Genomic DNA, 24425 nt, shown 5'->3' with positions numbered 1-24425 from the left:
ATCCCTTTTATCTTTGCAACGTACTCACCTAAAGGATTGCCCTGCAAATGGTCCCCCGTATCAAACAAAAGAGAATTTTTTGCTTCATTCCGGCCTGTTTTATTAGTGTAGCTGTTTTTACCAGGCCTACTTTGTTGTCCTCTTTTGCTTGGTAATAATCATAATTTGCTAAGTAAACGTGCAGGTCTGTTGTTTCAAGCAAGCGAAGATTTACTGTGGCAATTGGCTTGCCATCAGGCGGTGCAGAATAGGAGAAGGAAGGAGAAAATTGCCAAAATAGAATTGCAATTAGCAGCAGGGTAAAATATAGCCGTCTTTTGTGCAAAACAAATACCTCCTTAATTGTCATTTCCAACAAGTGGACATAGTATTTGTTATGATCGTAAAAAATATGAACACTGTGAAATTGGCAGCGGAATAAAAATAATTAGTTTTTCACTACTAATTGATTAAATGAGGAAATGCGTTCCTAAAACAGGATTATTATAGTAAAATATTCTTAGATACATAATTGGCAAACCATTTGAAAGGATGGGACGCAAAACTAAAGGGGCTAAGTCTTTAAACGGAAATGCCAGCCAGTTGCAGCAATTGTTTGCCCAAGAGCATACATTGTTTTTGACTGCTGCCCTTAAAAGGCAGTTTTTATTTTGCCTAAAAGGTTTTCTTCAATTACAACATGGAAAGAGGAGCAAACATGAAAATGACTGTGGCAAAAAAATTACTAGGGGGATTTTTGTCTGTCCTTTTGCTTTTGGGAGCAGTTGGTATAATTTCATTTTTAGAAATTGGATCTGTAAACACTACCTACTCTAATTTAATGGGTGACAGAGTATCTAAGGTCCTGCTTGTGGAGAATCTTCAAAAATATCAATTGAAGGAATCCAACGCGATCAGAGGATATCTCATTACAGGGAATACCTCCCATATTGATGACTATCATTCTTTTGCAAAGAAGTTCGATCTTGCTCTTAATAAGCTTGCTGATGCATCTACGAACAAGACGTCTAAAAGTATGATTCATGAGCTGGGAATTCTTCATATTAGAAATAAGAAAGTGGCAGATAAGGAGATAGAATTTAAGCAACAAGATGATCCCCGGTACCTTGATATCGTAAATACAACCGGAAACACATTAGGTGCTGAATTCAGCAGTAAAATTGAAGACTTCACCAAATATCAGGAAACACAATTACATAAAGGAATCAACGATACTTCAAACAAAGCAAATGCAGTAAAGCTGGTGGTTGTCATCATCAGTCTAGCAGCACTGGCTGTCGGATCAGTTGTTGCCTTCCTTATCAGCAGATCTATTTCAAAACCAGTCATTAAGGCTTCTAAAGCAATCGAAGAAATTGCAGAAGGAAATTTAGCGATTGAAGAAGTGATGGTGAAAAATAAGGACGAAATCGGATTACTTGTACTGGCTTTGAACAAAATGAAAAGCAATATGCGTATGGTTATACACCAGGTAATGGAATCATCCTCACATGTAGCGTCTAGCAGTGCACAATTGGCAGCGAGTGCAGATCAAAGTTCCCTTGCAGCTCAACAAATAGCTGAAAATACACAGCTTCATGCTGCAGGGACAGAGCAGCAGCTTGCACGATTTCAGGAGGTTTCTTCTTCGGTAGGAGAAATGGCTGGAAGCATCCAGCAAATTGCTTCAGGGAGTGAAACGATGCTGAAGGCATCCGAACAAGCTTCAAATCTTACAAGCCGCGGTGCTGTATCTGTTAACAATGTTGTAAATCAAATCAATCTAATTAATGAGTCTGTGGGCAGAGCTTCAGTATACATTCATTCACTTGAAGAGCGTTCCATGGATATCAGCAAAATTGTCACGATCATTACTGGAATCGCCGATCAAACTAATTTATTGGCTTTAAACGCGGCTATTGAGGCAGCAAGGGCGGGAGAAATGGGAAAAGGGTTTGCAGTTGTAGCGGATGAAGTTCGAAAACTGGCAGAAGAGTCAAAGAAGTCGGCAGACCAAATTACTCAGATGATTGGCCTGATTCAGCAGGAAACCAAGCAGGCTGTTTTAGCAATGGAAGATGGGAACGTCCAGGTTTCAGAAGGTTTAAGAGAAACAACGGAAGCAAGCAGCGCATTTAATCTTATCGCATCATCAATCAATGAAGTTTCAGAAAAAGTAGAGGCTGTTTCCTCTTCTGTTCAGCAGCTAGCTGCATCAAGTGATCAAATTATGGAAGCAGTCATGCTTGTTAAAGAAATATCCGAGCAAAATGCGGCAGCCGGACAGGAAAGCTCTGCCGCTACAGAAGAACAGCTTGCGACCATGGAGGAAGTTTCCTCATCGGCTGAATCTCTTTCGAAATTAGCAGAAGAACTGCAAACAGTCGTATCCAGATTTAAGTTATAAAAGTTGATGATATAAAAAAAGGCGAGTTTAAAGAAAACTCGCCTTTTTTGCATTTCAATGGACTTGCGAAAAAGACGTAATTTTGTCATAAACATTTGAATAAAGAATGAATTAAGCCGTTTACAGCATCCATGGCTTAGTTATTTTTTTATAATAGGAGTATATAACGATGGAGGTGCTCATCAAAATGAATATAACTACTATTATTGAACTGGAAAATGATGAAGTGGAAAAAATGGCAGGTGCAAAGCTGGTTTTCGCTCAGGAAAAAATCGATGAAAATATCGTAGAAACTTGTGTAGAAGGCTTCAAGGAAGGCGATTCCGAAATAATAATTTCATCTGAAGATGCCATGCAAAAGGTTTTTGGCCGTCTGAAAAAAGAGGGTCTCATCCCTTCCGCAGTTGAAGATTTTTCTTATGAAATGCCTTCATGTGAACGTCTAAAAAAGAAAACCTACAGCGAACAAGATATGCCTCAGAAAGTAATCCTATCCTATATGTTTTAAAGGGAGTTCTCTATTGAACTTCCTTTTTTTAGTTGATATTTTCTGCAGTTGTCGGCTTTGTGAAGTGTGATAATAGTCAAAGCGTCATTCCATAGGCTCCATTTATAATGAGGATGAAAGGATACCAGATATGTTTTGTAAGCGTTTTCGTTAAGTTGGTGAGGAGGACAGCACTTGGAAAAAAATAAAATAACAATTCTTTCTGGGCACTTTGGCAGCGGCAAAACGGAAATTGCCATAAATATGGCTCTCTCTGAGAGGGAAAATTACAACAAAGTGGCTATTTGTGATCTCGATGTCATCAATCCATACTTTCGAACTCGAGATGCAGGCGGTGTATTCAAGCAAAAGGGGATTGAATTAATTGCTCCCAAGGGTAAATTATCCTCCGCGGATCTTCCTGTAGTTTCGGGAGAAATATACAGGGTTATCCATGACCCCTCCTACAGGATTATAGTGGATGCAGGCGGTGATAAGGACGGGGCAACCGCCCTTGGACAATATTATAACGAGTGGAAGGACTTTGGCCTGAAATGCTGTTTGTGCTAAATGCGAATCGTCCGTATGTAAGTACGGCAGAAGGTGCTGCTTTTACAATTAAGCAAATTGAAAAAGCCTCCCGTTTAAAGGTGTCCGGCATTATTAATAATTCCAATACAGGGATTGCAACCACAATGGAAGAGATACTTAACGGGACAGCTATAGCCTCAGATTTATCAAAACAGATGGACATCCCGTTTTTATATTCTTGCATTTCTGCACACTTAAGAGAAAGTGCGGAACAATTTTTAAGCTGTCAGAATGCAATTTTTATCGATCGTTATATGAAAGTCCCTTGGGAAGCATGAAAGAGGAGGATGAATGATGGAGAAAAGAGTTGTTTTCAGAGAAGATTTGTGCAAATCGTGCAGCCTTTGCGTAAACGTTTGTCCAACAAATGTTATTTATCTGGCAGACTATTTAAATGGCAAGGGGTATCGTCCCGCTAGGGTTGAGGCGCAGGAAGAGTGCATCAGCTGCGCAAAATGTGGCCAGGTTTGCCCCGATCAGGTGATAACTGTTTTACGCCCTGAAAAGAAAAAACAAACGATGTAATAGGAAGGAGCAAAAAAGATGGGGAAAGTTCTCATGAAAGGCAATGAAGTAATTGCTGAGGCGGCTGTCCATGCCGGCTGTAAGTATTTTTTTGGATACCCGATCACCCCGCAAAGTGAATTGGTTGCTTATATGGCAAGGAGACTTCCAGAGGTTGGCGGGCTATTCCTGCAGGCGGAGAGTGAAATTGCTGCTATTAATATGGTTTACGGAGCTGCTGGTACGGGAGTCCGGGTCATGACTTCCTCCTCCAGTCCTGGCTTTAGTTTAAAGCAGGAGGGCATTTCCTATATGGTTGGTTCTGAACTGCCGGCAGTCATTGTGAACGTGGTTCGTGGCGGTCCAGGATTGGGGAATATTCAGCCTGCCCAGTCTGACTATTTTCAGGTTACAAAAGGCGGCGGACATGGCGACTACCATATTCCTGTTTTAGCTCCATCAACACTGCAGGAAATTGTGGATTTAACAAGGGATGCATTTGATATAGCAGACCGCTATCGCACGCCTGTCATCTTAATGGGAGACGGAATGCTCGGCCAGATGATGGAACCGGTAGAATTTAAAGAACAAAAGGATTCGATTTTACCTGAAAAGAACTGGGCTACAACCGGCACGCGTGGCGATGGAGGCCCGAAAATCATCACTTCCCTTGAACTTGATGCTGAAAGCCTTGAAAATCGCAATCAGCAACTACAGAAAAAATTCGCGAAGATAAAAGAGGCTGAGGTTCGTTATGAAACGAATTTTACGCATGATGCCGATTATATCATCGTTGCATTTGGAACAGTGGCCCGAATTGCGATGAATGCCGTCAATAGGGCAAGGCAAGAAGGAATCAAAATAGGAATGATCAGGCCGATAACACTTTCGCCTTTTCCACAAAAACCGTTTGATGAGACCAGAACGCGGGTGAAAGGCTATATATCAGTTGAAATGAGTGCGGGGCAAATGGTCGAGGATGTCAGGCTGGCGGTCAACGGCGATGCACCGGTTGATTTTTTCGGACGGACAGGTGGCGTGGTGCCAACCCAGGAGGAAGTTTTTGAAAAGATTATGTCTGTTGCCGGGGGGATTGAGGTATGAGCATGAAGACGGTATTCGACCGAACCATAGGGCTGACTGAAAAACCAACCCATTATTGTCCTGGATGTACCCATGGCATTGTCCACAGGATGGTGGGTGAAGTGCTGGAGGAAATGAATATCCTGGAAGATACAGTGGGCGTAGCGTCTGTCGGATGCTCCGTACTTTCATATGAGTACTTTAACTGTGATATGACCCAGGCGGCACATCGCAGCGCTCCGGCAGTAGCAACAGGAATCAAACGGGTCCTTCCAGACCGTTTTGTTTTTACCTATCAGGGAGATGGAGATTTAGCTTCGATTGGGATAAGCGAAATAATCCATGCAGCGGCCCGCGGTGAGAAGATAACGGTGATCTTTGTTAATAATGCCATATATGGAATGACAGGGGGACAGATGGCTCCCACCACATTAATTGGCCAGAAAACAGCTACTACCCCTGCGGGAAGGGATGGCAGTTTACAAGGGTCACCGATCAGGGTTTCTGAATTGCTTGCTACCCTGGAAGGGGCAGCGTATATCGAAAGAGTATCGACACATGATGTACCGCATCTTTTAAAGGCAAAAAAGGCGATTCGAAAAGCCTTTGAAACGCAAAAAAAAGGATTAGGCCTATCACTCGTAGAAGTGTTGTCTACCTGTCCGACAAACTGGGGGCTTGATCCCCACGAGTCCCTCGACTGGGTGAGGGATGAAATGGTTCCTGTTTATCCTCTTGGTGTGTACAAAAATGCCGAGGGAGGGAATTAACGGTGCTAGAGGAATTAATTATCGCTGGTTTTGGCGGGCAAGGTGTTATGTCAATGGGCCAGTTAATTGCCTATGCTGGAATGATTGAGGGGAAAAATGTTTCCTGGCTGCCATCATATGGACCGGAGCAAAGGGGCGGGACAGCTAACTGCGCAGTTGTGGTAAGCGATACTGCGGTAGGGTCGCCGCTTGTATCGAGTCCATCATGTGCAATCGTATTGAATAATCCATCATTTGATAAATTTGAACCTAAGGTTAGGCCGAGTGGAATATTAATTATTAATTCTTCTCTAGTGGACAGGAAATCCATGAGGGAGGATATAACAATCATTGATGTGAGAGCTACCGATTTAGCGAATGAGCTTGGGAATTCGCGCATTGCGAATATGATTTTAATGGGAGCATATCTTGAGTACAGCCAAATCCTGTCGGAGGAATCCGTAGTTGAGTCGTTAAAGAAAGTGCTGTCAGAGGATAAGCATCATTTGGTCGATATTAACAAGCAGGCGTTGCGCAAAGGTGCAACGCTTGTGGCCAGCCTTTAACGGGGCTGGTTTTTTTGATAATACTTCAAACAGGCGGACAATTCTAAGAAATTGGCGGGTAGTCCCGAACGGAGTCCTAAAACAGTTTTAATGAACATTGAATTCATTCCTATGAAGGAAATATTTCATAAACGTGATTCAGCTCACTTAAATGAAAATCATTTTCAATTATAATCTAATTAAATCATAAGTCTTAGGAGGAAAGTAAAATGGAAAAGCAAACTGTAAGGACTTTTCAGGAGTATAGTGAGGAAAGATTTACGAAAAGGGTTATTTTTAAAAAAGGGGAAAGTACTGCATTTGTATTGAATTTTTTACCGGGACAGCAGCTTCCGCCTCATAAGCACCCTGGCACAGAGGTGTACCTATATGTTTTATGTGGAACCGGAACTATTTCTATCGACAATACGGAAACAGCAGTCTCAGATTCAGACTTAATTCATTGCAGTGGGGAAGAACAGCTTGCGTTTTCAAACAATGGGAGTGAGCCGGTAAGCCTTTATGTTGTACTAAACAAGTTGCCAGGTGAAGAATACGCGAAAAATATCTAAATGAAAAAAGCCAGTCCAATGGGGCTGGCTTTAACAATTAATGTTCCATCCGTTTCTTACTTTTCAAACCAAAGAACCACCAGTTCCAATCGCCAAGAAGCTTCATTAGTGCCGGAACCAGTACCAGCCTTACAATTGTCGCATCAATAAAGATGGCTATAGCAATTCCGACTCCCAGTTGCTTGACCGGCATGACTCCAGTGAACGCAAAGGCACCGGTTACCACAATCATGATGGCCGCTGCTGAGGTAATAATTTTGCTGGTGGAAGGCCAAGCCTTCTACTGTAGCCTTGCTGTTATCTCCGGTTTGCAAATAATACTCCTGTATTCTCGAAATTAGGAATACTTCATAATCCATCGATAGGCCGAACACAAGGCTAAACACAAAAACCGGAAGAATGAGCGCGATATCAGCAGGAGTCTGGCCAGATGGCCCTGCTGATAAATCCAGACGACAATCCCAAAGGTAGAACCAAGGCTCAGAACGTTCATTATAATAGCTTTAATAGGAATTAAAACGGATCTGAATGCAATCGTCAGTATCACTAGGGTGGATAGTAAAATTAAAGCCAACCCATATGGTGCCTTATTATAAATTTCATCAAAAATTTCCTGTTCGAATTTTATGCGGCCTCCGAAATGCGCCTTCACTCCTAGGTCTTTCTCTGACCAATCTCTTATCCATGCTCTCGCTTTCGAGGAATGCTGGCCTGTTGTTAAATAAACGTTGACAAGCATCTTATTATCTCTAATGAATGCATTCAGTATGGGAGATAATTTTTTCTTGCCCTGATCGGAAGAAGCCAGATTGGCAAGTTGAGCGGCATTGGTCACTCCAGATGCAGAAAATGGCGACTCAACTGCTGATACAAGCTCGGCTTTTTCCAGTTTATCAATGGCTTTTTTAGCTCTTAAAAGGTTATCCTTTTGAAGGATATCGCCTTTTGTCTCAAACACCACAACGACCTTTTTCTCATCACGTTTTTCTTTAGGAACAAATTCTTCCCTGAATGTTTCAAACGCGAGGCGGGAAGGGTAATCAGGCGGAAGGGAGTCTGTCCCCGGTATGGCTAAAATCATGTTTTTAGCTGGAATCAATCCAGATAAAAGAATGAAAAGTGCGGCAAAAATCATCAGAAGCGGACGCTTCATCACAAAGCTTGCAAATTTATTCCAAATGGGTTGGTTTTTCTTACTAACTCGAAAGATGCTGAGCTTATTAATCCGGTTTCCTAGCAGGGCGAGCAGTGCGGGAAGAAAAGTGATTGCTGATAGTGCCGAAATAAAAACAACAATCATACCGCCTAGGGCTACGTTTTGGAAGATATCGATTTTAATGAATAAAAGTCCTGACAATCCAATAAATACGCACATGCCAGAAAAAATAATAGAGCGGCCTGCGGTTGCCACGGTAACCTGTATCGCCTCGGCAATCGGACGGATTGCTATCTCTTCTTTATATCGATTGATAAAAAGCAGCGCAAAATCAATGCTTAGAGCAAGACCAATCATCGGAACAATATTCAAAATAAATATTGATAAGTCTGTCGTATAACTGAAAAAATAGACGACTCCCATTGTCATTAGGATCGAAACTACGCCGATGACAATCGGTATTCCAGCCGCTACCAGACCTCCGAACGCAAGTATGAGGACAATTAATGCAATCGGCAGGCCAATCATTTCAGCTTTGGCCAAATCCTCCTGGCTTGCTTCATTTAAATCCTTTACGATTATCGGTTCTCCTGTCATGGTCACCTTCAAGCCTTTTTCCTGCTTCAATTTTTTATGTAATTGCTCAATCTCATTACCTAAGCTCCCTGCATCCTTTGTAAAATTCAGGATTCCGTAAGCATGGCGTTCTTTAAGCATTCCTGCTCGGTCAAACGGGCTTATAGTTTCTTTCGCTCCATCAAAGCCTTTAAGATTGTGGAAGGTTTCTTCTATAAATCGTTTCCATTCTATATCACCAACATTTTTATTTCTTTCAAAAACGAGGATGATAGACGACTTTGAAAAGCCAAATTCCTTTTCAAGCAAGTGCCTTGTTTCCTTATAAGACCCCGAGTATTCAAAGCCATTTCCGCTTAAAACTGTTGGCAGTTTCAACGCGAAAAAGCCCAAGATGAAAATAGCTGCAAGCCAGATGGCTAATACTGGGAATCTGTTACGATGGATAAAACCCCCAAGCTGCTTCAAATTGCCTCCTCCTTTTTATGAGTATCTAAACTCGCTGAGCATTTTATATTTATTTTTGATAGGAAAATGTTCAACACGTTTTTTACAAATGTAAAAAATAATTGTTTCAGAACAAATTTTTGTTAAAATAGAGTTAATAATATTGGACAATAGGTGATACAAATGGAACGGGATAAGCTCAGCAAAGTCATAGAAGCAGCCAAGCTATATTATTTATTAGACTACAACCAGAATGAAATTGCCAAAATTTTAGGCGTGTCCCGGCGAACGGTGTCCCGTTTTTTGCAAATGGCTAAGAGCGAAGGGATTGTTCGAATCAATATAATGGACCCTACAGAAGACGTAGAGAATCTCTCATCACAGCTTGAAAAGAAATTCGGATTAAAAAAAGCAATCGTCGCATCCATTCCTCAATATGAAGATCATATCATAAAGAATTACCTAGGTGAAAAGGCGGCAGCATACCTTCATACAGTTGTAAAAGATAGTGACATAATTGGTGTGACATGGGGTACCACACTCTATCATGTTGCCATCGAACTGAAGCAAAAGTTTGTTAAAGATGTAAAGGTAGTTCAGCTTAAAGGTGGAGTCAGCCACGCCGAAACGAATACGTATGCTTCTGAAATTTTATATTTGTTTGGAAAGGCCTATCATACGACACCGAATCATCTGCCGCTTCCGGCAATTGTGGATCACGCGGTAGTCAAGCAGGCGATGGAAGCAGACCGCCATATACGCAGGATTCTTGAATTAGGTAAAGAGGCGAATATCGCCCTATTTACAATCGGTCCCGTTAAAAAAGATTCGCTATTATTCCAGCTTGGTTATTTTACTGATGAGGACTTAAAATCCCTCTATCCTCATGCAGTAGGCGACATTTGTTCCAGATTTTTTGATAAAGACGGAAATGTTTGCAATGAGAGCTTAAACGAAAGAACGCTCGGAATTAATCTGGAGGATTTGAAAAGAAAAGAACAATCCATTCTTATAGCGGGGGGACCTCATAAGATAGAAGGAATTTATGGAGCATTAAAAGGGAAATTGGCGAATGTTTTGGTTACCGATCAGTTCACGGCCAATTTTTGCTCGATAAAGAAAACTCACCGAATGCCGAGTCTTAAGGCGAAGACATAGAAGAATTAATAGCACCTTAATAGGTGCTGTTTTTTTGTCGTTTTTGTGAAAAAGTATAAAAATATTTTACATTTGTTCATTTAATAGGTTACAAATGTTCATTTTTTTGATATATTTACATTGTAATTACTAATGATATTAAAATTTTTTTTATATAGAAAGGGAGTATGGAAAATGGTTCAAAATGTTGCAGGAATGATCGATCACACTTTATTGAAAGCAAATGCAAAGAAAAGCGAAATCGTTACACTTGCCGAGGAAGCAAAAAAGCATTCATTTGCATCTGTTTGTGTAAATCCAGCATGGGTTAAGACTGCTGCTGAAATTCTTGCTGACGCACCTGAAGTAAAGGTATGTACAGTTATTGGTTTTCCATTAGGAGCTTCAACACCTGAGACAAAAGCATTTGAAACAACGAATGCGATTGAAAACGGCGCAACTGAAGTCGATATGGTCATCAATATTGGAGCTCTAAAGGAAGGCGATAACGAACTTGTTGAAAGAGACATTCGTGCTGTTGTAGAAGCTGCAAAAGGCAAAGCGTTAACAAAAGTTATTATTGAATCATGTTTATTAACAGATGAGGAAAAAGTACGTGCATGTGAATTGTCAGTAAAAGCAGGGGCAGACTATGTAAAAACATCAACAGGTTTTTCAACGGGCGGTGCAACTGTTGAGGATATCCGTTTAATGCGTAAAACTGTTGGCCCTGAAATCGGTGTAAAAGCATCTGGCGGAGTTAGAAGCCGTGAAGACGCGATGGCTATGATTGAAGCAGGGGCGACACGGATTGGGGCAAGCTCAGGCATTGCCATCATTAATGGTGAAACATCAACTAGTTCCTACTAAACTGAGATAAAGAGGGTTAAAAATGAAAGAAGTTATATTAGCTTTAGTTTCAGGTCTGGTTGTAGGCATGTTGTTTAAATTTTTAAAACTGCCATTACCTGCTCCACCTGTATTTTCTGCTGTTATGGGCGTATTTGGCGTTTATTTTGGCGGAGTTGTCTTTGATTGGATCGCGAAATATTTCCAAAGTTAAAATTACCTTGTCGAAGGGTGAGTCAGATGGAAGAAAAGGCACTTATTAAAGAAGCAAATAAAGCAAGAGAATTTGCATATGTCCCGTATTCTAATTTTAAGGTAGGGGCAGCGCTTGTTGCCAAAGATGGAGAGATTTTTCATGGCTGCAATATTGAAAATGCAGCATATGGTATGACAAACTGTGCAGAACGTACAGCATTGTTTAAAGCCTATTCAGTGGGTGTTACTCAATTTGAAAAATTGGTAGTGGTTGCTGATACCGATCGTCCAGTTCCCCCGTGCGGTGCTTGCCGTCAGGTGATTTCAGAACTTTGTGCACCTGATATGGAGGTTGTTCTTACAAACTTAAAAGGCGATATCCAAAGAATTCGTGTTGAAGAGCTGCTGCCAGGAGCGTTTTCACCAAAGGATTTAAATAAATAAGTAAAAGGCGGGGAAGCTTCCCCGCCTTTTTACATTACCTTTTGATGGCGTGAAACATACCTGCTGCCTGTTATCCAGAACCTCCATGGATAATCCCTCGCTTCACCACTATTGTCAATGCCAATTCTTCTGCCTTGAGAAATTGAATCCGGCTGAAATCCCTTTGCAATATAGAGGGGTGGCTCCCAAAAATATCGCCCATAATCCTCCATTGTGATTCCCATTGCTTTCGTTAGTTTACCAGGACCATTTGCAAGGTTTTTCAAGTCAGCTATACCCCTGCGCTCCATCATGAAATCGACACCCAAATCAGGCTCAAGGGCCTTATTAATACAGCTTCAGGCTTTCCCGTTTCTGCACTTACTACATTGACCAGGCAGTGAGTATGCATAACATATGTATAGGCATGGCCTGCTTCGGCAAACATAATTTCAGTCCGCTTAGTACGCCTGTTTTGATAGCTGTGGGCTGCTCTGTCCATTGGCCCTCGATATGCCTCAGTCTCGACGATATATCCAGATGAAGTACCCTCATCCGATTCCTTTATCAAAAGGCATCCAAGAAGGGAACGCGCAAGCTCCAGTGTAGGCTGGCTAAAAAACTCTTTTTCGACAGGAATGATATTTTTTCGTTGCTCCATAAAAACTCCCCCATTCATCCTCTCTTAATGATTCCCTTTCTAATTTGTATTCAATCTTTTAATATAAGATAGACTAACTTGAAATGCAGATAAAATAGAAAGGCTTGAGAACATGAGGAAAATAGGATTTATAGGCTGTGGAAAAATGGCTAGGGCAATGATAGAAGGCATAATAAAATCTGAGGTAACTGGACCGGAAAATATTATGGCCAGTGCAAGAACCGGCGAAACTCTTCAAAAAGTACAAGGGGACTTAAATATATTAACATCTATTGATAATAGGGAAGTAGCCCTCTTTGCAGATATTCTCATTCTGGCCGTTAAACCAGACCTACATAGCCAAGTGATTGAGGAAATAAAAAAAGTCGTCAAAGAAAATGTCATCATAGTGACTATCGCGGCTGGGATTGCTTTGGGTGATATTGAAGGTTTTTTTGGACGCAATGTAAAAGCGGTGCGGACCATGCCTAATACACCTTCATTTGTTGGGGAAGGAATGACTGCCCTTTGTCCAAATGCTTCTCTTACACAAACAGATCTTGCTGAAGTAACTCTTTTGTTCAACAGTTTCGGTAAAACAGAAATTCTGGAAGAGAGGCTTATGGATGCTGTCCCTGCCATCAGCGGCTCTTCCCCGGCATATGTATACATGATGATTGAAGCAATGGCTGATGGTGGAGTGCGCCTCGGCATACCGAGAGAAAAGGCTTACAGCCTGGCTGCACAGGCTGTTTTAGGAGCCGCCAAAATGGTTCTGGAAAGCGGTGCCCATCCCGGTTCATTGAAGGATAATGTCTGCACACCGGGAGGAGCAACAATTGAAGCTGTCGCCTCGCTTGAAAAAAATCAATTTAGAGGTGCATTGCTGGAAGCAATGGATAACTGCTATAAAAAAACTGTAGACCTTTCTAATTCAAAGAAATAAGTCCCACAAGGGGCTTATTTTTACTATTACCAAGTTATTTTCGACAATTTAAGACAAGTTTCTTCTGTAAAAAGATTGTAACCCCGCACCTTACATAATAAACTTATATTTACAAATTGATATAGATAAACAAATGAGCTATTTCATTTTTATATCTGCGTTTAGAAGAACAGTGAGGTGCAAAAATGAACTTTAATAAATATAAGAATTTGCTTTTTAAAAAAATAAAAGATCAAATATCTGGATGGTTTGAAAATAGAGACAACAAACTGATTGCAAATTCGGATGTGTATCTCTTTTTACACTCCGTAAAGGGGACGGCTGGAACTCTTCAACTGGGGGGACTTTATCAAATTTCCTCTAATCTGATGGACCAATTATCCGAATCTGACAGCCAATGGAATAGGGAAGAACTCTGGGACTTTTTATACGAATTGATCAGTCATACTTATGAATACGAGAACTTTGAAGAAGACGAAAAGGTAAAAGTACAGCCTGCAAGGGATAATGTTCCTCTTATCCAGATCATTGACGATGATGTTTCAATGCTGATTTTATTGAAGGACACTCTTGAAGAAAAAGGGTGGATGGTTATTACTAATACGAAGGCTGAGAAAGCAGTTAGCCAATATTTTGATTTACATCCGGATTGCGTGATCATTGATGTTAATTTGCCGAATAAAAACGGTTTTGAGGTTATTGAGGATCTGCAAAAACACAATAATCGGCAATTTGTTCCTAAAATCATGATGAGTATATTAAATGATAGGGAAACCCGGATAAATGCCTACAGGAAGGGTGCAGATGATTTTATTCAAAAGCCAGTCGATATGGAAGAACTGATTGTTCGCCTTGAACGTCATCTCCATCGGAAGCAAATCTATGATCAGTCCGTACTGCTAGATGAATTGACCAAATTGTATAATCGGCAGTTCTTTAAGACCGTTTTTGAAAGAAGTATTAATGATCTTAAGCGTTTAACAAAAACGTTTACAATCGCTGTCCTCGATATTGATCATTTTAAGGCTATAAATGATACCTTTGGACACCTTGCAGGTGATAAAGTTCTTTTTTCATTTGCTACTTTTTTAAAAGAACAAACACGAACCACGGATAGTGTTTTTAGATATGGCGGCGAGGAGTTTATCATTCTTTTTGAGCATACTGAAAACCAGCAGGCTGTTGAAATTGTATCGCGGCTTTTGGATGATTTTTCTCAAAGAACATTTAATGAAAATGGGCATACCTTCAATGCGACTTTTTCTGCAGGGGTATATTCCGTTGATACGCCCGAGACTTCGCTGGATGTCGCCTTTAAGGCTGCGGATCAAGCTTTATATAAGGCAAAGGAAAATGGCAGGGCGAGGGTAGAAAGTGCGAATTGTTCTTTGCCGACTATCAAAAAGCAGCCTCTTTACGTGTCCATTATAGATGATGATGCTATTATCCGGACGATGCTAATGAGAATTCTTCAGTCCATGGATCTCAGGAATTATGAATTAAACATAATGGTATTCGAGGATGGAAGGAAATTTTTTGATTCAAACCGTTTTGAACAAGAAGGAGAGCATTTTCTTATACTTGACGGGGTGATGCCTGTAATGGATGGCGTTGAAGTTCTGCAAAAAGTGAAGAAATCTCCTAATGCAAAAAATGCTCTCGTCCTTATGCTTACTGGCAGAAAGAGTGAGTATGATATTGCACGAGCCCTGAAGCTGGGTGCAGACGACTATGTTACGAAGCCATTTAGTATCACCGAGCTGCAGGCAAGAATTGAACGATTAATCCAGAGGATGTCCTGAGATGGTGAAAAATGAACTATATGTTCTTTTGATCGCGACATTGTTTATTTTGGGACTTTTATTTGCCCTTTTGTTTTATTTAGTCATTAGAAAAGCATTTGGTATTAGGAAGAGGAGTAGAGTTGAACTAAAAATAAAGGATTCTGAGAACCAGATTTTTATTTTTTTGCGCGAAGGAAAGTTCAATGGGAAATTTAAGCCAGAAACCATTATAGATAAAATGGCTGTTGAAGAACTGCTGAGCAAATATGCGGAATTATTGGAGGGTGAAGAGGAAAAAGCCAATTTAACAAGCCTGGCTGAGCATTATTTAACGGATTACTACCGTTACCGATTAAAAAGCGGAAGATGGAGCATAAGGATGAATGCTCTTTTTCATATAGAAGATTTTAAAATGGGATCTCTATTAAGGGATATATATGAAATGCTTAACAAAAAGAGAATTTCCCAGGATGAAATTATTCATGTCCTGAGAATTCTGGCGACCATGCAGTCGGATAAGATAAATGGCCTTTTGACAAACCGTTTCATAAACTTATCCGAGTACGAATACCGCAATATTCTTATTCGTCTGGATGGGAAAGGCTTTGATCTCTTTGTTCTTGGTTTCCATAAAAGCCAAAGGGAATTACAGTATGCCATTCTTGATGTGATGGGGGTTAAGAAAGAACTTTCTTATCTGTCATTTGTTGAAAATATTTTTTCTTCTTACTCAGGTGAAATCAAGCTTAGGGCTTTAAAAACTTTAGGGGAAATAGGTTATGTGACAAATATTGATTCATTTCTGCCTTTGTGTTCTTCCGGGAAATGGGAGGAAAGAATGATGGCAGCTAAGCTAATAGGCGTCATAAAAGAAAAGAAGGGCTGCAAAGCCTGGTAGACCTTCTGCACGATCAGACATGGTGGGTCCGCTCCCAGGCAGGACAGTCAATCATGCAGTTTCCAAATGGAAGGGAGATCTTGCAGGGCGTTTGGGATTCCTCCTCAGACATATTTGCTAAAGATATGGCCTGGGAATGGATGCATAAAGGAGTTTAAAAACATGCCGGATATCCAATGGTTGGACATTGTAACATTTTTCGCTTGGTTTATAGCTGTTTATATGGTGATTGTAATCATGTTTTACTCTATCATCCTTATTATTTCAACCTTTCAACTGCGGAGGGAATATCAGCTTGATCGGGACCGGACTTATGAGGATTATATGGATGAAATTTACACAAAGCCTGTGTCCATTATTGTGCCTGCATATAACGAGGAAGCAGGGATTATACAAAGTGTCCGCTCTTTGCTAAGCGTCAATTATCCAATTTTTGAAATCATCGTTGTTAATGATGGTTCCAAAGATAACACCATGGAAAAAATGATCGAACACTATGAGATGGTTGAAATTAATAAAGTGGTGAGGAAGCAAATAGAAACGAAGCCAATGAGGAAGGTCTACCAGTCCACCATTCTCCCTAATCTATTTTTAATAGACAAGGAAAATGGGGAAAGGCTGACGCGCTGAACACAGGCCTTAATTTTTCTCATTACCCGTATTTTTGCTCTCTTGATGGCGATTCAATTCTTGAAAATGATGCTTTTCTTAAGGTAATGAAGCCAATTATCGACAGCAACCAGGAAGTAATAGCCTCTGGAGGCAGTGTTCGAATCGCCAATGGCTGTGAAATCAAAAATGGAAATATACTTAAAATTGGCTTATCAGAGAGTCCATTGGTCATTATGCAAATAATCGAATATCTCAGGGCTTTTCTAATGGGCAGGATTGGACTAAGCAGACATAATCTTCTTTTAATCATCTCTGGTGCTTTTGGAGTCTTCTCTAAGCACTGGGTAGTAGAAGCTGGCGGATATAAGACCGATACGGTTGGTGAGGATATGGAATTGGTTGTCCGCCTTCACCGCTTGATGAAGGAGAGAGGATTGAAGAAAAAAATTGTCTACGTGCCTGATCCGGTATGCTGGACAGAAGTACCTGAGGACATGAAATTTTTGCGGAGGCAGAGGCGCCGCTGGCACCGGGGATTGTTCGAAAGCCTATGGACACATCGGAAGCTGACCTTTAATCCTAAATATGGCTCAATTGGCTTTATCTCTTTTCCTTATTTTTGGATAGTAGAGTTTTTTGGCCCGATAGTAGAACTGGCTGGTTATCTATTTATCATTCTTTGTTTATTCCTTGGAGGTATTTATATAGAGTTCGCCATTTTACTCTTCCTTCTTTCTTGCATGTATGGGTCTATTTTTTCCATGGCAGCTGTGCTTCTTGAAGAGTGGAGCCTTACCAAATACCCAAAGGTGTCTGATATTTTTAAACTATTCTTTTATTCTTTGACAGAGACCATCTGGTACAGGCCAATGACTGTTTTATGGAGATGTGAAGGGATTTGGCAAATGATCAAAGGGGATAAGAGCTGGGGAGAAATGAAAAGAAAAGGTGTATCACAATGAATAAACAAACCTATTTAATCATATATTCCATTCTTTTTGTTATAGCCATTACAAATCCTTTTTGGCTCTGGAGGGTAGAGCATTCTAAAAATTTGAATGTCCTAATTGTCGATAAAACCGTTCCTGATAAAACCTACCGGGAGCATCAAGGTCTAGTTTGGGTTCTTAACAATGAGAAATATATTAAAAGCAATCAAAAGGAATATTCACTCGATAAAGATTACCGAGGATTTAAACCAAATAACAACAATAAATACAAGATTGCCGATCTGCCAGATAATCTCAATAAATATGATGTTATCTATTTGACTGATCAGTATGGAGTGTATAAACAGGAATTCTTCGGTAAGAACAAGACAGGAAAGAGATCAGAAAGCCTCTATGGGGGCCTTCAATCAGAAGAAGTGGATAAGATTGAAAATGCCTTAATGAAAAAGAGCGGAAAAACGCTGATAGCTGAGTTTAATACATTTGGAAGCCCCACGTCTGAAAAGGTAAGGACAAAAATATCAAACCTATTAAATCTTGATTGGTCCGGGTGGATAGGAAGGTATTTTACTGATCTCAATAGCATCGAAGTGCCGGAGTGGGTGAAGAAAAAATACGAAGTTAATAAGAAGTGGAATTTCTCAGGCGGCGGTTTTATTTTAGTCAATCAAAACGATTTTGTGGTGGTCATAGGACAAAAGGATTTAATGGGCAGGGGGCGCAGTTCCAATTAACTGAGCGAGGAAAGAAACGCTTTAAGGAGAATATCTCTTCAAATTATAAATACTGGTTTGATATCAATGAAGCAAGAAATCAGGATGAGGTACTGGCGTCATATAAGCTCCCAGTAAATAAAAAGGCAAAGGCTCTGCTAGAGGGGTATGGTATCCCAACCAGCTTCCCGGCCATTATTTCGCATCAGAATGCAAAATATACATCTTACTATTTTGCTGGAGATTATGCGGATGAAGCGGAAGTTCCAGGAATCTATCAAACAAAAGGTCTGGATGTCTGGAAGCGAAATTTTAGCTCGGCGGATTCCTTCTATTGGCATGCATATGTCCCAATGATGAAGGAATTATTGAAAAATGGAATCCATCAAACGATAAAACAGGATAAAGTAGAGCTTACTGAAAAAGATGGAATAACAACAAATAGCCGTACAGGGAAGGCCTACATCCAAATTCAAAAGAATGGAAAGTGGAAGGACTTTTTAATTAAAGGTGTAAATATGGGAATTGGAAAGCCTGGTAATTTTCCTGGTGAAGCAGCTATTTCCAAGGATGAATATCTAAGGTGGTTCCAGGCGATTGGACGGATGAATGCCAATGCTATCAGGGTGTATACCTTGCATCCGCCTGCTTTTTATGAAGCATTTTATGAATATAACCAGACGGCTAAAAAGCCGTTATATCTTTTTCATGGTTCATGGGTGAATGAGGAAAACCTGGTGAAATCGCAAAATGCATTTGCAAAGGAAAATATGGAGGATGCCCGTACTGAAATCAAGCATATGGTAGACATCATCCATGGGAATGCAAATATTCCTGCGCGGCCGGGACATGCATCCGGTTTGTACAAATATGATATTTCCAAGTATGTTCTTGGTTTTATTGTCGGCATAGAATGGGATCCACAAATGGTTACACAAACCAATTTGAAGAATGGGGAGGTACATCAGTTTTCGGGTAATTACTTTAAAACAGAAAGTGCTTCGCCATTTGAAACCTGGCTTGCACAAATGATGGACTATGCTGCTCAATACGAAACAGAGCAATATAAATGGCAGCATTCCATGAGTTTTACGAACTGGGTAACGACTGATTTGCTGAAGCATCCGGCCAACCCCTTCAAAAGGAAGATCTTGTTTCTGTTAATCCAAATCATATCAATAAGACAGAAGCTTTCAAGGCAGGGTTATTTGCTTCCTACCATGTTTATCCGTATTATCCCGATTTCCTTAATTATGATGAAAATTATTTAAAATTTGTCGACTCGAGAGGGAAAAAGAATAGCTATGCAGGTTATTTGCACGACCTGATTAAGGCGCATCACATGCCGGTACTTGTGGCGGAATTTGGGGTACCTGCTTCCCGCGGGCTGACTCACCGCAACGCCTTCGGTATGAACCAGGGCTTCCATTCAGAAAAGGAGCAGGGCCAGATTGATGCCCGTCTTTTCCATTCTATCGTTGATGAAGGCTATGCAGGAGGACTGGTTTTCACCTGGCAGGATGAGTGGTTCAAGCGGACATGGAATACAATGGATTTTGATAATTCTGATCGAAGGCCTTATTGGTCTAATATGCAGACAAACGAGCAGCACTTTGGAGTATTAGGTTTCGAACCTGGGAAAAAGGACACATCAATTTTGGTTGATGGACAAGCAGGAGATTGGGAGAAAGCAGGAACGAAGCCTGCATATGTTTCAAAGGATCAACAAGACCGATTGCGAAGGGTAAGCATTTCATCTGATCCGGCTTATCTTTACTTCCTGCTAACTTTTAATAAACCTGTTAATTTGCAGAAGCAGGACATGTATCTTCTGTTAGACACAAAAGCCGATCAGGGACAAACCTCCATTCCGATAGGGAATCGAGAAAAGTTGAAAACAGACTATGGAATTGATTTTCTTATTAAAATCAGCAGAACTGAAAGTTCAAGAGTACTTGTAGACAGTTACTATGACAGCTTCTATTATCAGTACGGCCAGATTTTAAAAATGATCCCTCAAAAAAGCTACGCCAATAAAAAAAATAATGGTGTATTCCATCCAATCCGACTTGCGCTTAATAAAGAATTAAAAATTCCCCAAACGGGTAAGGTTATTCCTTTTCAGGATTATGAAACAGGCCTTCTCAAGTTCGGTGATGCAAATCCATTTCATAAAGGTTTTGATTCTTTAACCGATATAAGCATTAGCAAGGATCATAAAACGATTGAAGGAAGAATCCCCTGGCAGCTACTTAATGTCAAGGATCCCAGCTTAAAGGAAGTAATGGGTGATTTGTGGAGAAGTGGTCTAACGGGGAGTGAAAAGACAGAAGGAATCCGGCTTGCAGCAGTTGAAACAGAAAATGGGCAAGTCCAGGGATCGTTTCCGCAAATAGTCAATAACCAGATTAATCAAAAGGATGCTTATATATACAAATGGAAAGAGTGGGACGAGCCAGCTTTTTACGAACGGCTTAAGGTATCCTACCAAATAATGAGAAACCTATATCATACAGTTGAAATTGGGGAATAAGGAAAATGAAAAGAATTTTGTTGGCAGAGGACGAGGAAATATTAAGAATGCTTATCACGGATACACTTGAAGATGAAGATTACGTTGTAGATGAAGCGGCAGATGGACAGGAAGCGTTAAATCTAATTATCAAAAATGAATATGATTTGATTATTCTGGATTATATGATGCCAGTATTTACTGGCCTTGAAATCATTGAAAAAGTAAGGTCTGACCAGGCAAATCAGGAAATTCAAATTTTAATGCTATCAGCAAAAAGCCAAAAGTTTGAACAGGAAAAAATCCTCCAGGCAGGGGCAAATCATTTTATGGCAAAGCCATTTAGCCCTTTGGATCTTTTAGAAAAAATAGAGGAAATTCTCAATGAAAATTAATGACTATCTAAAAAGAAGTCTTTCCAGGCAATTTGTTGCCCTTATGGGGACTTTTCTATTTGTTTTTGTAATAGGGTCCGCAATCTTATTATTTTCGATTCATACTCTTAATCAGTCCTATTATTCCCAAAGGACGGAGTTGAGAACAAAGGAGCTAATTATTCGAGAAATTAAAGAAGATTTTGATCAGGCATTCTTTGATGCAAGAGGATACCTGGCGTTAAAGAACCCTGCATTAAAGAAACGCTCTCTTTCAGAAGAAAAGCAAATCAGGGCTTTGATTAAAAAATATAATCAGTTGGATTCTTCTAAAGAGGACAAGCTTTTAGGGAAGAAATTATCCGAGTTTACTGATTATTATTTTGTTAAGACTTTGCCCTTAGCATTCCGTGATTTTGAAAATGGAAACATGGATGCTGTGATTAAAACGGCCAATACGGAGGCTACAGCAAAAGTTAGCAGCTTCCAAAATAGCCTGCAAGCATATTTGAAGGTTGTAAATCAGAACCTGGACAATAACTTTAAACGTTTAATTAAACTTCAAACGTTTATACAAAGTGGTTTTCTTGTGTTTATTATGGTTATTCTTTTAATGGTATTTAGGATTATCCGAATCATATTCCGTAAGGTGGGGCAGCCGCTGTCACAATTTACCGAGGCAGCAAATGATATTGCAAGCGGTACTCATATGGCATCTATCGTGATAGGGGCTGGCCGGGAAGACGAAATAGGCATCCTATCCCAGGCTTTCAGTAAAATGGCAAGGAAGATTCAGGAAAAAGAAGAAGACTTAATGGCACAGAATGAAGAGCTGCTTGCCCAGCAGGACGAACTCCAGGCGCAGCAGCTCGAATTGGAAGAAGCATTGGAGACTCGGAAGCAAAATGAGGAGAAATTAAAGAACCGGAATTTGCTAATTAATCAAATTTCCAATTCCCTTGATAAACAGGATGTCTTAGAGAGCATTGTAGCCAATATGTGCAAAATAATTGATGCCGAAAAAGGAATTATTGCGCTTTATCCCGATAAGTCGAACGGTTCATACGGTGTGTCTGAAAGCGGAATTAAACAATTTCTCCATCACATGGATAGCGGCCTGTATGAACGTCTTTCTGCTGTAAAAGAACCATTTACGATAAGAAGAGAACTAACCTCACATGAAAAGGGATACCATGAAGGTGATTTTTACTGCCATGACCTTTACCTGCCCGTTTTATCAACAGGTGACGATGTGGCTGCTGTAATGGTATTTACCCGTTACGGATATCAATTCGAGCAATCGAGCCTCGATGAGTACATGGCCCTGGCGAAAAATATTGGTATATCACTTGATAAAATCTCTCTTTATGAAAAATCAGAAGAGGACCGTAAAAGGAATCAGGATATTCTGGATACGATTAAGGAAGGTATCCAGCTAATCAATTCAAATGGAACGATTTTACAAATCAATGATCAATTATGCGAAATGTTTAATGAGAAAGATATATCATTAATTGGCATGGGATGGGAAGAATGGACAGCCCGCATGGCAGAATTCGTTGAGGAAAAAGAGTTCAGCCTTTTTCTCCAAAAAGCTATCCATCCTGATGTAGAAACATTTCACAGCGAAAATACGTTTATTTACAGGCTGAAGGACGGGAAAAAAATAATTAAAGTCTATAGCGAGGTTTTATTTAAAGGTGAAGAAAAGCTGGGAACGGTTTTGGTACATCGTGATATTACAAAAGAATATGAAGTGGACCAAATCAAATCGGAATTTGTCAGTACTGTAAGTCATGAGCTGAGGACTCCGCTTGCGAGTATTCTTGGCTTCACTGAGCTAATGCTCAATCGTGAATTAAAGCCTGAACGACAAAAGAAATACCTATCCACCATCTTTAATGAGGCGAAGCGGCTAACTGCTCTAATAAATGATTTTCTGGATGTACAGAGAATGGAAGCCGGCAAACTTACTTATGAGAAGAAATATATTGAATTAAAACCGATACTTGAAAAAGTCATTGAACTGCAAAAGATAAACGCCGAACAGCATGATATCACACTTGAATCTTGCGTTTCCAATCCGCTTATTCTAGGAGACCGAACAAAAATCGAGCAGGTATTTACCAACCTGATTAATAATGCCATTAAATATTCTCCAGTAGGCGGCAAGATCAAAATTCTTGTATACCTAACAAATGATTCAGTGAAAATCGATGTGAAAGATAATGGATTAGGGATTCCTAAAGATTCTTTAGACAAGCTTTTCACTAAATTTTATCGTGTAGATAATTCCGACCGAAGAAGAATAGGTGGAACGGGACTTGGTTTAGCCATCGTCCAGGAGATAATGAAAGCGCATGATGGAAAGGTTTCCGTGGAATCCGAGTATGGTAAAGGCAGTACATTTACGGTTTCATTCCCGACAGTACAAGGAAGAGATGACTTTATGGAACAGGAGAAAGGTAAAGAGCAAGCCGACCGATATCAAATTATGGTAGTTGAAGATGATATAAGCCTTGCTGGTCTAATGATTCAGGAATTGCAGGAGAGCGGATTCAGTGTGTCAGCTTTTAAAAGAGGAAAGGAAGCGCTGGATTACATGAAGCATGAAATACCGGATTCACTAGTGCTGGACATCATGCTGGAAGACAATGAAATGGATGGTTGGAGCTTAATGAAGGAAATGAAGCAGGATAGAAGGCTTCAGCATATTCCAATCATTATTTCCTCGGCTCTCGATGATAAAGAAAAAGGTTTTTCTTTAGGGGCAAAGGAATATTTAGTGAAGCCATACGAAACAAGCCAGCTGTCCAAAGCAATTATGCAGACTCTATTAAAGGTTGGAAAGATTGGCCAAATTCTTGTGCCACAAAATGAAGACAGTGTAAAGAAAGTATGAATACTTCAATGAGGGCACGCATTAAAAAGCGGCCTTTTTTTATCGTCTAGGAAATTATAAAATTAAATGATGTGAATAACTTCTACAAGTTGTATTAATCTAGCTCCAGCACCCAGCCAGTTTTCACCTTTGAATAGCACCTTTGAATATCTTGCTCCAAGCATGACCTTTAGGTGATGCTTGGAGCAGCTCGGGGTCATAAGCCAAATCACTCCAGAAATAGGACAAGGAACACTTCGGAAGCATCCGCATCGCACGAAGGAAAAGCGATAGCTTTTCCGAGGATGACTGCGTGATTCGTCTTATGCCTGTCGGGGCTAACCAGGGCGCTTGCGCCTTTTGTTCTAGGGATTCATTTTAAGGTGCTTTACTCTATTTTGGCAAAATGATGAAC

23 protein-coding genes, 3 pseudogenes and 1 riboswitch are annotated in these 24425 nt (G+C 40.3%); of the genes and pseudogenes, 22 read left to right on the top strand and 4 right to left on the bottom strand.

Annotation, left to right across the window (positions count from 1 at the left end; translation table 11 throughout):
- Window positions 1-28 precede the first annotated feature (28 nt).
- Window positions 29-325 carry a hypothetical protein gene (locus tag RCG23_RS07470; protein WP_308179213.1) on the bottom strand — a complete coding sequence of 99 codons (297 nt, stop codon included), beginning with the start codon at window positions 323-325 and terminating at the stop codon, window positions 29-31.
- Between the two features lie 178 nt (window positions 326-503).
- Window positions 504-590: riboswitch (cyclic di-GMP riboswitch) on the top strand.
- Between the two features lie 107 nt (window positions 591-697).
- Between RCG23_RS07470 and RCG23_RS07465 the strand changes: the two genes are divergently transcribed.
- The 9 genes from RCG23_RS07465 to RCG23_RS07425 all read left to right on the top strand — a co-directional run bounded on the left by RCG23_RS07465 (window position 698) and on the right by RCG23_RS07425 (window position 6917).
- Window positions 698-2386, top strand: a complete 1689-nt coding sequence (locus tag RCG23_RS07465; protein WP_308179212.1) for a methyl-accepting chemotaxis protein — start codon at window positions 698-700, stop codon at window positions 2384-2386.
- A 169-nt stretch (window positions 2387-2555) separates the two neighbouring features.
- Window positions 2556-2894, top strand: a complete 339-nt coding sequence (locus RCG23_RS07460) for a hypothetical protein (protein WP_308179211.1) — start codon at window positions 2556-2558, stop codon at window positions 2892-2894.
- 174 nt (window positions 2895-3068) lie between these two features.
- Window positions 3069-3443 carry a hypothetical protein gene (locus RCG23_RS07455; protein WP_308179210.1) on the top strand — a complete coding sequence of 125 codons (375 nt, stop codon included), beginning with the start codon at window positions 3069-3071 and terminating at the stop codon, window positions 3441-3443.
- Window positions 3428-3742, top strand: a complete 315-nt coding sequence (locus tag RCG23_RS07450) for a hypothetical protein (RefSeq protein WP_308179208.1) — start codon at window positions 3428-3430, stop codon at window positions 3740-3742. The genes RCG23_RS07455 and RCG23_RS07450 overlap by 16 nt, the downstream gene beginning before the upstream one ends.
- Window positions 3743-3755: 13 nt before the next feature.
- A complete protein-coding gene (locus RCG23_RS07445) occupies window positions 3756-3989 on the top strand; it encodes a 4Fe-4S dicluster domain-containing protein (RefSeq protein ID WP_308179207.1) in 234 nt (77 codons plus the stop codon).
- 18 nt (window positions 3990-4007) lie between these two features.
- Complete coding sequence (locus RCG23_RS07440; RefSeq protein WP_308179206.1) at window positions 4008-5072, top strand: 3-methyl-2-oxobutanoate dehydrogenase subunit VorB; 1065 nt, start codon at window positions 4008-4010, stop codon at window positions 5070-5072.
- Window positions 5069-5821, top strand: coding sequence for a thiamine pyrophosphate-dependent enzyme (locus RCG23_RS07435; RefSeq protein WP_308179205.1), 753 nt, complete (start codon window positions 5069-5071; stop codon window positions 5819-5821). Before RCG23_RS07440 ends, RCG23_RS07435 begins: the two co-directional genes overlap by 4 nt.
- A gap of 2 nt (window positions 5822-5823) precedes the next feature.
- A complete protein-coding gene (locus RCG23_RS07430; protein WP_308179204.1) occupies window positions 5824-6366 on the top strand; it encodes a 2-oxoacid:ferredoxin oxidoreductase subunit gamma family protein in 543 nt (180 codons plus the stop codon).
- Window positions 6367-6575: 209 nt separating this feature from the next.
- The gene (locus RCG23_RS07425; RefSeq protein ID WP_308179203.1) at window positions 6576-6917 is read left to right on the top strand and encodes a cupin domain-containing protein; all 342 of its coding nucleotides are present in this window, start codon (window positions 6576-6578) and stop codon (window positions 6915-6917) included.
- Window positions 6918-6954: 37 nt separating this feature from the next.
- On the opposite strand, the pseudogene RCG23_RS07420 reads toward RCG23_RS07425, so the two are convergent.
- Window positions 6955-8958, bottom strand: a pseudogene (locus RCG23_RS07420) (MMPL family transporter).
- 321 nt (window positions 8959-9279) lie between these two features.
- Between RCG23_RS07420 and RCG23_RS07415 the strand changes: the two are divergent.
- From RCG23_RS07415 to RCG23_RS07400, 4 genes are all read left to right on the top strand, one after another.
- Window positions 9280-10254: a DNA-binding transcriptional repressor DeoR gene (locus RCG23_RS07415; RefSeq protein ID WP_308179202.1), complete on the top strand. Its 975-nt coding sequence runs from the start codon at window positions 9280-9282 to the stop codon at window positions 10252-10254.
- A 174-nt stretch (window positions 10255-10428) separates the two neighbouring features.
- Entirely contained in the window at window positions 10429-11103 is a 675-nt protein-coding gene (gene deoC, locus RCG23_RS07410; RefSeq protein ID WP_308179201.1) for a deoxyribose-phosphate aldolase, read from the top strand.
- Window positions 11104-11125: 22 nt separating this feature from the next.
- On the top strand, window positions 11126-11296 hold the full coding sequence (locus RCG23_RS07405; RefSeq protein WP_308179200.1) for a XapX domain-containing protein: 171 nt from the start codon (window positions 11126-11128) through the stop codon (window positions 11294-11296).
- A gap of 26 nt (window positions 11297-11322) precedes the next feature.
- The gene (locus RCG23_RS07400; RefSeq protein ID WP_308179199.1) at window positions 11323-11721 is read left to right on the top strand and encodes a cytidine deaminase; all 399 of its coding nucleotides are present in this window, start codon (window positions 11323-11325) and stop codon (window positions 11719-11721) included.
- Window positions 11722-11750: 29 nt separating this feature from the next.
- Here the strand turns inward: RCG23_RS07400 and RCG23_RS07395 are convergent.
- A pseudogene (locus RCG23_RS07395) lies at window positions 11751-12361 on the bottom strand (DNA-3-methyladenine glycosylase).
- A 112-nt stretch (window positions 12362-12473) separates the two neighbouring features.
- Here RCG23_RS07395 and proC point away from each other — a divergent pair.
- From proC to RCG23_RS07350, 9 genes and pseudogenes are all read left to right on the top strand, one after another.
- Entirely contained in the window at window positions 12474-13286 is an 813-nt protein-coding gene (gene proC, locus RCG23_RS07390) for a pyrroline-5-carboxylate reductase (protein ID WP_308179198.1), read from the top strand.
- Between the two features lie 185 nt (window positions 13287-13471).
- Window positions 13472-15088 (top strand): GGDEF domain-containing response regulator, encoded by a 1617-nt coding sequence (locus RCG23_RS07385; RefSeq protein ID WP_308179197.1) that lies wholly within the window; start codon window positions 13472-13474, stop codon window positions 15086-15088.
- 1 nt (window position 15089) lies between these two features.
- Window positions 15090-15968: a hypothetical protein gene (locus tag RCG23_RS07380; protein ID WP_308179196.1), complete on the top strand. Its 879-nt coding sequence runs from the start codon at window positions 15090-15092 to the stop codon at window positions 15966-15968.
- Window positions 15969-16130: 162 nt separating this feature from the next.
- Window positions 16131-17542, top strand: a pseudogene (locus tag RCG23_RS07375) (glycosyltransferase).
- On the top strand, window positions 17539-18264 hold the full coding sequence (locus tag RCG23_RS07370) for a hypothetical protein (protein ID WP_308179195.1): 726 nt from the start codon (window positions 17539-17541) through the stop codon (window positions 18262-18264). Before RCG23_RS07375 ends, RCG23_RS07370 begins: the two are co-directional and overlap by 4 nt.
- Complete coding sequence (locus RCG23_RS07365; RefSeq protein ID WP_308179194.1) at window positions 18162-19514, top strand: hypothetical protein; 1353 nt, start codon at window positions 18162-18164, stop codon at window positions 19512-19514. The genes RCG23_RS07370 and RCG23_RS07365 overlap by 103 nt, the downstream gene beginning before the upstream one ends.
- Before the next feature lie 44 nt (window positions 19515-19558).
- Window positions 19559-20776 (top strand): hypothetical protein, encoded by a 1218-nt coding sequence (locus RCG23_RS07360; RefSeq protein WP_308179193.1) that lies wholly within the window; start codon window positions 19559-19561, stop codon window positions 20774-20776.
- A 5-nt stretch (window positions 20777-20781) separates the two neighbouring features.
- Window positions 20782-21150, top strand: coding sequence for a response regulator transcription factor (locus tag RCG23_RS07355; protein ID WP_308179192.1), 369 nt, complete (start codon window positions 20782-20784; stop codon window positions 21148-21150).
- Entirely contained in the window at window positions 21140-24031 is a 2892-nt protein-coding gene (locus RCG23_RS07350; RefSeq protein ID WP_308179191.1) for an ATP-binding protein, read from the top strand. The genes RCG23_RS07355 and RCG23_RS07350 overlap by 11 nt, the downstream gene beginning before the upstream one ends.
- A 62-nt stretch (window positions 24032-24093) precedes the next feature.
- Here RCG23_RS07350 and RCG23_RS07345 read toward each other — a convergent pair whose 3' ends face one another.
- On the bottom strand, window positions 24094-24231 hold the full coding sequence (locus RCG23_RS07345) for a hypothetical protein (protein WP_308176049.1): 138 nt from the start codon (window positions 24229-24231) through the stop codon (window positions 24094-24096).
- Between the last annotated feature and the right edge of the window lie 194 nt (window positions 24232-24425).

Source organism: Neobacillus sp. PS3-34 (genome assembly GCF_030915465.1).
Classification (GTDB): domain Bacteria; phylum Bacillota; class Bacilli; order Bacillales; family Cytobacillaceae; genus Neobacillus_A.
The sequence above is the reverse complement of the archived record's forward strand: the minus strand, read 5'-3'. Positions and strand labels throughout refer to the sequence as shown.

Bases quoted from the DNA above. Each gene is read 5' to 3' on its own strand.
- RCG23_RS07465 (WP_308179212.1), top strand. From the start codon at position 698: ATGAAAATGACTGTGGCAAAAAAATTACTAGGGGGATTTTTGTCTGTC.
- RCG23_RS07460 (WP_308179211.1), top strand. From the start codon at position 2,556: ATGGAGGTGCTCATCAAAATGAATATAACTACTATTATTGAACTGGAA.
- RCG23_RS07450 (WP_308179208.1), top strand. From the start codon at position 3,428: ATGCTGTTTGTGCTAAATGCGAATCGTCCGTATGTAAGTACGGCAGAA.
- RCG23_RS07445 (WP_308179207.1), top strand. From the start codon at position 3,756: ATGATGGAGAAAAGAGTTGTTTTCAGAGAAGATTTGTGCAAATCGTGC.
- RCG23_RS07440 (WP_308179206.1), top strand. From the start codon at position 4,008: ATGGGGAAAGTTCTCATGAAAGGCAATGAAGTAATTGCTGAGGCGGCT.
- RCG23_RS07435 (WP_308179205.1), top strand. From the start codon at position 5,069: ATGAGCATGAAGACGGTATTCGACCGAACCATAGGGCTGACTGAAAAA.
- RCG23_RS07425 (WP_308179203.1), top strand. From the start codon at position 6,576: ATGGAAAAGCAAACTGTAAGGACTTTTCAGGAGTATAGTGAGGAAAGA.
- RCG23_RS07415 (WP_308179202.1), top strand. From the start codon at position 9,280: ATGGAACGGGATAAGCTCAGCAAAGTCATAGAAGCAGCCAAGCTATAT.
- deoC (WP_308179201.1), top strand. From the start codon at position 10,429: ATGGTTCAAAATGTTGCAGGAATGATCGATCACACTTTATTGAAAGCA.
- RCG23_RS07405 (WP_308179200.1), top strand. From the start codon at position 11,126: ATGAAAGAAGTTATATTAGCTTTAGTTTCAGGTCTGGTTGTAGGCATG.
- RCG23_RS07400 (WP_308179199.1), top strand. From the start codon at position 11,323: ATGGAAGAAAAGGCACTTATTAAAGAAGCAAATAAAGCAAGAGAATTT.
- proC (WP_308179198.1), top strand. From the start codon at position 12,474: ATGAGGAAAATAGGATTTATAGGCTGTGGAAAAATGGCTAGGGCAATG.
- RCG23_RS07385 (WP_308179197.1), top strand. From the start codon at position 13,472: ATGAACTTTAATAAATATAAGAATTTGCTTTTTAAAAAAATAAAAGAT.
- RCG23_RS07380 (WP_308179196.1), top strand. From the start codon at position 15,090: ATGGTGAAAAATGAACTATATGTTCTTTTGATCGCGACATTGTTTATT.
- RCG23_RS07370 (WP_308179195.1), top strand. From the start codon at position 17,539: ATGAATAAACAAACCTATTTAATCATATATTCCATTCTTTTTGTTATA.
- RCG23_RS07355 (WP_308179192.1), top strand. From the start codon at position 20,782: ATGAAAAGAATTTTGTTGGCAGAGGACGAGGAAATATTAAGAATGCTT.
- RCG23_RS07350 (WP_308179191.1), top strand. From the start codon at position 21,140: ATGAAAATTAATGACTATCTAAAAAGAAGTCTTTCCAGGCAATTTGTT.
- RCG23_RS07345 (WP_308176049.1), bottom strand. From the start codon at position 24,231: ATGACCCCGAGCTGCTCCAAGCATCACCTAAAGGTCATGCTTGGAGCA.